Origin of the sequence: Aeromonas sp. QDB30, assembly GCF_027707645.1 — a bacterium.
Lineage (GTDB): Bacteria > Pseudomonadota > Gammaproteobacteria > Enterobacterales > Aeromonadaceae > Aeromonas > Aeromonas caviae.
Window position 1 is genome coordinate 1 of the sequence record NZ_JAPCIY010000106.1, and the last position, 9004, is coordinate 9004.

Annotated in this window: 9 protein-coding genes; 4 read left to right on the top strand and 5 right to left on the bottom strand. The window is 63.3% G+C overall.

What is annotated here, in order from left to right:
- Positions 1-193: 193 nt before the first annotated feature.
- Together PG896_RS19595 and glnK are read right to left on the bottom strand one after the other, a co-directional pair.
- Positions 194-1435 carry an ammonium transporter gene (locus PG896_RS19595; protein WP_042864817.1) on the bottom strand — a complete coding sequence of 414 codons (1242 nt, stop codon included), beginning with the start codon at positions 1433-1435 and terminating at the stop codon, positions 194-196.
- A gap of 25 nt (positions 1436-1460) precedes the next feature.
- Positions 1461-1799, bottom strand: coding sequence for a P-II family nitrogen regulator (gene glnK / locus PG896_RS19600; protein ID WP_010675904.1), 339 nt, complete (start codon positions 1797-1799; stop codon positions 1461-1463).
- Positions 1800-2185: 386 nt separating this feature from the next.
- On the opposite strand from glnK, the gene PG896_RS19605 reads away from it, so the two are divergent.
- Both PG896_RS19605 and PG896_RS19610 read left to right on the top strand, forming a co-directional pair.
- A complete protein-coding gene (locus PG896_RS19605; RefSeq protein ID WP_270836107.1) occupies positions 2186-3187 on the top strand; it encodes a sensor domain-containing diguanylate cyclase in 1002 nt (333 codons plus the stop codon).
- A 130-nt stretch (positions 3188-3317) separates the two neighbouring features.
- Positions 3318-3731, top strand: a complete 414-nt coding sequence (locus PG896_RS19610) for a hypothetical protein (protein WP_010675902.1) — start codon at positions 3318-3320, stop codon at positions 3729-3731.
- A gap of 61 nt (positions 3732-3792) precedes the next feature.
- On the opposite strand, the gene PG896_RS19615 is transcribed toward PG896_RS19610, so the two are convergent.
- Together PG896_RS19615 and PG896_RS19620 are read right to left on the bottom strand one after the other, a co-directional pair.
- Positions 3793-5787 carry a methyl-accepting chemotaxis protein gene (locus tag PG896_RS19615; protein WP_043154966.1) on the bottom strand — a complete coding sequence of 665 codons (1995 nt, stop codon included), beginning with the start codon at positions 5785-5787 and terminating at the stop codon, positions 3793-3795.
- 368 nt (positions 5788-6155) lie between these two features.
- Positions 6156-6512: a hypothetical protein gene (locus PG896_RS19620; protein ID WP_010675900.1), complete on the bottom strand. Its 357-nt coding sequence runs from the start codon at positions 6510-6512 to the stop codon at positions 6156-6158.
- Positions 6513-6711: 199 nt separating this feature from the next.
- On the opposite strand from PG896_RS19620, the gene PG896_RS19625 reads away from it, so the two are divergent.
- Both PG896_RS19625 and PG896_RS19630 read left to right on the top strand, forming a co-directional pair.
- Positions 6712-7434: a response regulator gene (locus PG896_RS19625; RefSeq protein WP_069651538.1), complete on the top strand. Its 723-nt coding sequence runs from the start codon at positions 6712-6714 to the stop codon at positions 7432-7434.
- 7 nt (positions 7435-7441) lie between these two features.
- Entirely contained in the window at positions 7442-8827 is a 1386-nt protein-coding gene (locus PG896_RS19630; RefSeq protein ID WP_223953897.1) for an ATP-binding protein, read from the top strand.
- Here PG896_RS19630 and PG896_RS19635 read toward each other — a convergent pair.
- The coding region (locus tag PG896_RS19635; RefSeq protein ID WP_270836108.1) for a hypothetical protein at positions 8811-9004 on the bottom strand (194 nt) is incomplete at its 5' end. The two genes, PG896_RS19630 and PG896_RS19635, sit on opposite strands and share 17 nt — an antisense overlap.

Genomic DNA, 9004 nt, shown 5'->3' on the forward strand with positions numbered 1-9004 from the left:
GGCGTGCATCGAGAAGACAGATTATCCCATCCCGGCAGAACTGATGCCGTCAACCCCGTCCTGGTGAATAGATACTCACCGGCTACTTGGCAGAGTGGCATCGCTCGAACCGTCCTCCTGCCTTCAGGGGCGCCGAGCCGCCAAAAAAACGGGGCCCGAGGTGTCCCCCGGGCCCCGCAAGCAGATGGCGTGCTTAGATGCTGGATTTGACGCTGACGAACTCGGGGTAGGCATCGATGCCGCACTCGTGGACATCCACACCCATCATCTCTTCCTCTTCGCTGACCCGCAGGCCCATGGTGGCCTTGAGCAGGCTCCAGACCACGAGGGAGACGACAAAGACCCAGCCGAAGATGGTGGCAGCACCCAGCAACTGGGCACCGAAGGTGGCGCTCGTGTTGGAGAAGGGCACCACCATCAGGCCGAACAGGCCGCAGACGCCGTGTACCGAGATGGCACCGACCGGATCATCGATCTTCAGGCGATCGAAGGCGACGATGGCGTAGACCACCAGGGCACCGGCCAGGGCGCCGATCAGGCTGGCGAACAGCGGGCTGGGGGAGGCCGGGTCGGCGGTGATGGCGACCAGACCGCCGAGGGCGCCGTTGAGGATCATGGTGAGATCCGCCTTGCCCCAGGTGAGCTTGCTGACCAGCAGGGCGCCGACCACACCGGCGGCCGCGGCGGCGTTGGTGTTGACGAACACGGTGCCGATGGCGGTGGCGTCAGCGGCGCTGGAGAGCGCCAGTTGGGAGCCACCGTTGAAGCCGAACCAGCCCATCCAGAGGATCAGGGTGCCCAGGGTCGCGAGCGGCAGGTTGGAGCCGGGGATGGGGTAGATCTCCCCTTGCTTGCCATATTTGCCGCGACGGGGGCCGAGCAGCAGCACGGCGGCCAGGGCAGCGGCAGCGCCCGCCATGTGGACGATGCCGGAGCCTGCGAAGTCGGAGAAGCCCGCCTCTTTCAGGAAGCCACCGCCCCAGCTCCAGTAGCCTTCCACGGGGTAGATGAAGCCGGTCATCACCACGCAGAACAGCAGGAAGGACCAGAGCTTCATCCGCTCTGCCACCGCACCTGAGATGATGGAGGTGGCGGTGGCGACGAACACCACCTGGAAGAAGAAGTCGGAGTGCAGGGAGTGGCCCGCGTCGTCCGCCTGGCTGCCCATCAGGCTGCCAAAGCTCGGCAGCCAGCCGCCGGCGCTGTTGTCCACGTACATGATGTTGTAGCCGACCAGCAGGAACATGATGCAGGCGATGGCATAGAGCAGGATGTTCTTGGTCAGGATCTCGGTGGTGTTCTTGGCGCGGACCAGGCCGGCTTCGAGCATGGCGAACCCGGCGGCCATCCACATGACCAGCACGCCGGAGATCAGCAGGTAGAAGGTGTCGAGTGCATAGCGCAGCTCGCTGACGGATGTGATCAACTCTTCCATGTCGTATTCCTCAGTTCCAGTCGTATCAAAGGGCGTCTGCGTCGGTCTCGCCGGTGCGGATGCGCACGGCGGCCTGCAGGTCATAAACGAAGATCTTGCCGTCACCTATCTTGCCGGTGTGGGCGGCCTTGCTGATGGCTTCGATGATCTGCTCGACGTTGTCGGCCAGGGTGGCGATCTCCAGCTTTACCTTGGGCAGGAAATCCACCTGGTATTCGGCACCCCGGTACAGCTCGGTGTGCCCCTTCTGGCGGCCAAACCCCTTGACCTCGGAAACCGTCAGCCCCTCGACGCCGAGGTTGGCGATGGCTTCGCGCACGTCGTCGAGTTTGAACGGCTTGATGATGGCGGTGATTAATTTCATGCAATATCCCCAATCCTTGTGGTTCACCCAGATAAAGGCAAATATTGCGCCAGAAAAGTATTTTTCTTTTTATTCATACACTTACTTATTAATCGCAGCCCTGGTCAGCGAGGCTTGCCCAATATGGGCAGGGCTGCGCCAAAGGTGTGCACCGCCGTGGTGCAATCTGGCCGGCAGAAGAACGGAAGGGAGCGTGACGGCGCGCAAGACTCGAAAGTGTGCGGGCTGCTACTGTTGTTCAACAAGAGAGCAACCTGGCCGATAACCAGTCATGACGGGGTGTCGAGGCCAGTCGCCCCCTTGAAGGCTCGACCGGCAGGCCCGGTTTTCCCGCCAGGTCAACAAGCGGATCCGTGGCGCCGAGTAGCAGAACAAGGAAGGTTTTCATGCTGCATGACAATGAGATGACAAGGCAACCGGCCCTCGACGAGGCCGTGATGAGCGGCATGCTGGAGGTCGTGAGCGACGGTCTCTGGGACTGGAATGCCAACACCGGCTATGTCCATCGCTATCCCGGCTGGTATCAGATGCTGGGGTATGAGCCACACTCCCTCGACAACACCGTCTTCACCTGGGAGAACCTGATCCACCCGGACGATCTGGCGCAGGTCATGGAGAGCTTCGATGCCTGCCTGAGCGGGCGGGCGGCGGACTACCGGGCCGAATACCGCTGCCGTTGCCGTAACGGTGACTACCTCTGGGTGGCGGATTGCGGCCGCATCGTCGCACGCAACCCGGACGGCAGTGTCGCCAGGATGGTGGGGGCACACCGCAACATCCACGTCCAGCGGGAACTCTACGCCAGGCTGGAGCTGCAAAACCGCACCCTGGAGCAGCAGGTGGCGCAGCGTACCGCCGAACTGGAGCGGCTCAACCAGGCATTGCAGTTCCAGGTGGAGGAGAACCGCCGCCTGGCGGAGACGGACTCCCTGACCGGCGCGGCCAGCCGCTATCGGCTGGAGCAGGCGGTGCGGCTGGAGCATGAGCGCGCCAAGCGCTTCAAGGAGCCCTTTGCCGTGATCGCCATGGACGTGGACGACTTCAAGCAGATCAACGATCGCCATGGCCACGGGGTGGGGGACCAGACCCTGATCGATATCGTGCAGCTGACCCGGGGCTGCATCCGCGAGATCGATCTGCTGGCCCGCTGGGGGGGTGACGAGTTCATGCTGGTGCTTCCCAATACCCGGTTGCCCGACGCCCGGGTGGTGGCCGAAAAGCTGAGGCAGCGCCTGAGCCATGCCAGGGTCAAGGGGAGCGAGCCCGTGACCTTGAGTTTCGGGCTGGTGGAGTCCGACCCCGACGAGCAGGTGTCCCACCTGATGGCACGGGTCGACAGGGCGCTCTACCGGGCCAAGCTGGCGGGCAAGGACCAGCTCAGCGGCTGACAAGGGCACTGGTCGGAGCCGCTACGGGGCTTTTCCCCCCCGAATACGGCTTGACCAAGGGATTTTCTTGACTCCAATTCATCCCGCTGGTTTCATGCGCGCTCTTTTCATTCTTGCGAGATGTATCTTCATGAAAAAGTCCTTGCTGATTGCCCTGACCGCCCTGCCTCTGGTTGCCCACGCCGGCCTGATGGATTCCCTGACCGACACCGTGACCAGCAGCGTCACCAGCACCGCCAAAGAGATGGCTGGCAACGCCATGGACACCGCTTCCAACGAAGCGATCAAGAAGGCCCTGGACATCAAGGAAGGCGGCTCCAACAAGCAGGCCATCAAGGACAAGCTGGGCGCCCCGGCCAGCACCAAGACCGACGCCGGTCTGGAAGTGTGGACCTATGACCTGGACGCTCTGAACAAGGCCTCCCCGCTGCTGGCCGAGACCACCAAGTCCCTGCTGAAAGACTCCGAAGTGGCCCAGAAGAACGTGGTCATCAAGTTCGAAGGCGAGACCGTGAAGACCCTGAACCTGGCCAACAAGGCCTGAGTCCTGGCAAAGTGAATGAAAAGGGGCCCGAGGGCCCCTTTTTGCTGTCTGGTGTTCAGGCTCACACCTTGAAGCGGTGTACCAGGGCCAGCAACTGGCGGTTGGACCCCAGCAGGGTGGCGGCGCTCTGCTCCGTGTTGCCGCCGTTCTCCACCAGGAGGTTCAGCATGTCGCGAATGCTCACCATGTTGCGGTTGATCTCCTCGGTCACCCGGCTCTGCTCCTCGGCAGCGGTGGCGATCTGGCTGCTGAGATCGTGGATCTGCACCACGGCGTCGGCCATGGTGTCGAGGCCGCCGGTGACCTGCCCCGTGGTGTCGGCCGCCGCCTGGCAACTGCGCTTGGTCTGCTCCATGGCGACCACGGCCTCGGCGACCCCCTGGGTGAGCCGTGACAACATGCTGCCCACTTCGGCGGTGCTGTTCTGGGTGCGTGCCGCGAGGGCACGCACCTCGTCGGCCACCACCGCGAAGCCCCGGCCCTGTTCACCGGCCCGGGCCGCCTCGATGGCGGCGTTGAGCGCCAGCAGGTTGGTCTGGGCGGCGATGCCGCCGATCACCCCGAGTACGCTGCCGATCTGCTGGGCATCTTCCTGCATCTCCAGCACCTTGGCGGCGGCGAGATCCACCTCGTCGATGAGGGCCACCACGCTGGCGGAGGCCGACCCCACCACCTTGCGGGAGCTGGCCGCCTGACCGTTGGCGGCCTCGGTGAAGCTGGCGGAGTCGTTGGCGTGGCGGGCAACGCTGTCGGCGGTGGAGCTGAGTTCGTTGAGGGCGGTGACGACCTGATCGGTTTCGCTGGCGTGTTCTCCCAGGATCCGCCTGGCCTGCCCGGTCTGCTGATCGAGCTGGGCCAGCTCGCGGGTGATGAGGTCGGTAGCGGCGGTCACCTGCACCATCATTTGTTGCAGGAAGGCGATGAAGCGGTTGACCGACAGGGCGATGTTGTCCAGCTCGTCATGCCCTTTGACCTCGATGCGGGCGGTCAGATCGGCGTCGCCGGCGCTGAGGGCGTCGATGTTGAGTTTGAGAGTCTGCAGGCGGCTGCCAAGCTGGCTGATGGCCAGCACCATGAGCACGAACAGCAGCCCCGCCAGGGGGAGCTGGATGCTCGCCAGGGTGGCGAGCACATCCCGGCTGTCCTGGGTCAGGGTGCGGGTCGGCAGGGCGGTGGCCAGCAGCCAGGGGGTCCCTTCGATGGCCTCCATCAGCAGGGTCTGTTCCTCACCCTGATCCTGGAAGGTGGTGCGCAGCTGCCCCTTGCTCGCATCCTGGCCCAGCAAGCCGCTGATGGCGAGGGCGAAGGGATAGTCGGCGTGGGCGGAGAGGTTGCCGAGCACCACATCCCCGGTCAGACGGGCGTTGCGACTCAGGATCTTGCCGTCAGCCTCGATGATCATCACCTGACCGCCGATCTCCTGCTCTTTCTTGGCCACCAGGTCGTTGAAGAAGCCCAGGGTGACGTCTATGGTCGACACCCCGTAGAGTGCACCATCCTGGTAGATCCCCATGGCACAGTTGGTTCTCGGCTGCTGGCTCGCGCCATCCTTGTAGGCGGCGGCCCAGGCACAGACGCCACGGGGCGCCTGCTGACCGGCCTTGTGCCAGGGCTGATCGAAATAGTTGGGCGCCTCTGCCGAGTTCCAGTAGGTGTTGGGAATGAGGGCGTTGGACGCATCCCTGTGGAAGAAGGTGCTGAACTTGGCGCGTCCCGCCTCCCGCTTGTCCGGCAGGGGCCAGATGCCGCCACCGAAGACCATGCCGTTGCCGTACTGGTCGATGAGGGCCGGGAGCTGGGCATCTATCTGCTCGCTCGGCAGTTGTGCCACCAGCTGGGTAATGCTGCGCGACTGGGTCTGCACCCCGTTGAGCTGGTCACGGATGTCGGTCGCTATCTCGCCGACTCGCAGCGCCACGTTCTCCTCCCCCGCTTTTTGCAGGGCGGGGGTGATCCAGATCTGGATGCCGATCACCGTCAGGGCGCACACCAGCGCCATGAAGCCCAGAAAAACGGCGGTATAGCGCCCCTTGATTGTGCCCAGATTCCATCCCATAACGACTCCTGTCCACTGTGTCCGGGATCGTGCCCGCGTCTGTTGTGTGAGGGACCATTATGATTTATTTCGAAAGTGAAACGTTTGTTATCGCTCACATAACATGATGCGGCCAGGCAGGAAAAGGTGAAAAAACGGGGGGGTGGAGACAAAAAAGGGTGGCTTGCGCCACCCTGTCGTTTTCGCCGGTGTCGGGGCAGGGCCCCGCCGGATCACGGGTCTGCTTCGGCAAACCGCTTCATTACGTCGACTTACTGGTTTGCTTATGCGAACTGCTTCATCACCTCGACTTACTGGTCTGCTTCGGCAAACGGCTTCATTACTTCGCTTTACTGGTTTGCTTCTGCGAACTGCTTCATCACTTCGACTTACTGATTTGCTTCTGCGAACTGCTTCATCACCTCGGCATGCTTGATCATGCCGTCGGCACGCAGACCAAGGTTCTTCACGAACTCCGCCTTCTTGGCCGGATCTTCAATCTTGTCGTAGCGCTGTTGCAGATGGGCCTGGATCTGTTCCGGGGTCATGTTCTTCATGCGGGCCATCTTGTCGTGGCGGCCGCCATGATGCTTGCCGCCCATCATGCCGGTACCGTCCATGGGGCAACCGGTCGCCGTGGCCTGGGTCGGTTGCGCGGTGGAGACCGCCTCGCTGGCGGCATAGGCGCCCAGCGGCAGGCCGAGGATCAGGGTGGCGGTCAGCAGGGTCTTGGTCAGCTTTTTCATGGGTAACTCCTGTCGGATGTGTACGGGTAGAGGCTCTTTCGCCTTGGTATCCAGTAAACACCGTGGAAGTGTCTGAAATTTGCCAGTAGAAGCCTATTTTGTAGCAGAGTGTGGCACAGGGGCGTGCTGGCACACTTTGACACAACCCGCCCGGTTGATTTTCGTATAATCGCCCCAGCCCGATAACGGAGAAATGATGATGAACCAAGGCAGCCCTCATATTCTGGTGGTCGATGACCACAGCGAGATCCGCGATCTGCTCAAGCGCTTTCTGGAGCAGCATGGCATGCGCGTCAGTTGCGCCCGGGATGGCAAGGAGATGAAGCGGCTGCTGGATGAGCGGGAGTTCGATCTGCTGGTGCTGGATCTGATGATGCCGGGGGAGGATGGCCTCACCCTGTGCCGCGAGCTCAGGGTCAAATCCCGCCTGCCGATCATCATGCTTACCGCCATGGGGGAGGAGACGGACCGCATCATCGGCCTGGAGATGGGGGCGGACGACTACCTCTCCAAGCCGTTCAACCCGCGGGAGCTGCTGGCCCGCATCAAGGCGGTGATGCGCCGTACCCAGGTAGAGAGCCTGCCCGTGCCGGAGACCCTGACCCGGGATCTGCGCTTCGATCGCTGGCTGCTCGACGTCAATCGCCGTGAGCTGGTGGACGAGGAGGGGGTGGGGATGAGCCTCTCCACCGCCGAGTTCGATCTGCTCAAGGTGTTTCTGGAGCGGCCCCAGCGGGTGCTGAGCCGGGATCAGTTGCTGGATCTGGCCCGTGGCCGGGAGGCGGTGGCCTTCGATCGCGCCATCGATACCCTGGTGAGCCGACTGCGGCGCAAGCTGGAGCGGGATCCCAAGAATCCCGAGCTCATCAAGACCATCTGGGGTGGCGGTTACCTGTTCGCTGCCGACGTGACCCAGGAGTGAGGCCGACATGATCAAGCGCGTCTTCGCCAGGCTGCTGCCCAAGGGGTTGACCGGCCAGATAGTGCTGGTGGCCCTGGCGGGGCTGGTACTGATCCAGTTGCTCAGTATCCAGATCTACCGCTCGGACAGGGAGGAGGCCCTCGGTTACGTCAACAGCCGCAACGCCATGCAGCGGATCATCTCCGTGGTGCGCCTGCTCTCCCTCTCTCCTCCTTCCCTCTATCACGAGATCCTCAAGGCAAGCCGCAGCGAGACCCTGCTGCTGCGTCTGGCCGACGAGCCGTTGCAGCCGGACAACCGCAGCCCCCGCTTCGAGAAGCTGGTGCGGGCCAAGCTCGGCTATCCATCCTCCCTGGCGGTGGAGATCAGCGCCGAGCTGAAGCAGGACATCCAGCGCAGCCGGGCCTGGCAGCACCACAACCGCATGATGAAGGATCGCAACGGCATGCCGCCGCCCCAGGACATGCGGCTCTACGGCTCCATCGAACTGCCCAACGGCGGCTGGCTCCAGTTCAGCTCCCTGGTGGACAAGGAGACGGCGAGCTGGTCCTGGCAGACGACCCTCAACCTGCTGCTGGTGGCGAGCCTGGTGATCGGCCTGATGATCTGGCTGTTCCGCCGGGCGACCCGTCCCCTCAAGCAACTGGCGGCCAACGCCGACAGGCTGGGGCGTGGTGAGGACATCGAGCCCCTGCGCGAGGAGGGGCCCACCGAGATCCGCGAGTCCATCCAGGCCTTCAACCGGATGCACACCCGGCTCGATCGCTTCGTGCAGGACAGAACCCGGATGCTGGCCGCCATCTCCCACGACCTGCGCACCCCCATCACCAGCCTGCGGCTGCGCAGCGAGTTTCTGGCGGACGGGGAAGACAAGGACCGCTTCCAGCAGACCCTGCAGCAGATGGAGCAGATGCTGGCGGCGACCCTGAGCTTTGCCCGGGAGGAGGGGCAGCAGGAGGCGACCCGGGAGCTGGATCTGGTCAGCCTGCTGGAGAGCCTGTGTGACGACTATGCCGACATGGGCCAGCCCGTCACCTGCCTGGCCGAGGGCAAGCAGGTTTACGCCTGCCGGGCCAACACCCTGCGCCGGGTACTGCAAAACCTCATCGGCAACGCCATCAAGTACGCAGGGGGTGCCGAGGTTTCGCTGGTGCGCGGTGACGGCGAGTTGCTGATCCTGGTTCGCGATCAGGGGCCGGGGATTGCGGAGAGCCAGCTGGAGGAGGTGTTCAAGCCCTTCGTGCGCCTGGATGAAGCCCGCAATACCGAGTCGGGCAGCGTGGGGTTGGGGCTCGCCATCGCCCGTACCCTGGTGCACCAGCACGGCGGTGAGCTCAGCCTTCACAATCGCGAGGAGGAGGGGCTGGAAGCGCGGATCAGCCTGCCCCTGTAAGGAACCTGACCAGGAAATGGGGCACCACCAGGGTGCCCTTTTTGCTGGCCGTGGCGAGAGGGAAGCAGGGCAACACGCCGGTCACCCGGAAACGGGCAACAAAAAAGGTTCTTCGCGGGATCTTGGGGAAGTGGAAGTTGACAGACAGGGTGCTGGTAAACTGGCTGTCTCCAAACA

Bases quoted from the DNA above. Each gene is read 5' to 3' on its own strand.
- PG896_RS19620 (WP_010675900.1), bottom strand. From the start codon at position 6,512: ATGAAAAAGCTGACCAAGACCCTGCTGACCGCCACCCTGATCCTCGGC.
- PG896_RS19615 (WP_043154966.1), bottom strand. From the start codon at position 5,787: ATGGGATGGAATCTGGGCACAATCAAGGGGCGCTATACCGCCGTTTTT.
- glnK (WP_010675904.1), bottom strand. From the start codon at position 1,799: ATGAAATTAATCACCGCCATCATCAAGCCGTTCAAACTCGACGACGTG.
- PG896_RS19595 (WP_042864817.1), bottom strand. From the start codon at position 1,435: ATGGAAGAGTTGATCACATCCGTCAGCGAGCTGCGCTATGCACTCGAC.
- PG896_RS19610 (WP_010675902.1), top strand. From the start codon at position 3,318: ATGAAAAAGTCCTTGCTGATTGCCCTGACCGCCCTGCCTCTGGTTGCC.
- PG896_RS19625 (WP_069651538.1), top strand. From the start codon at position 6,712: ATGAACCAAGGCAGCCCTCATATTCTGGTGGTCGATGACCACAGCGAG.
- PG896_RS19605 (WP_270836107.1), top strand. From the start codon at position 2,186: ATGCTGCATGACAATGAGATGACAAGGCAACCGGCCCTCGACGAGGCC.
- PG896_RS19630 (WP_223953897.1), top strand. From the start codon at position 7,442: ATGATCAAGCGCGTCTTCGCCAGGCTGCTGCCCAAGGGGTTGACCGGC.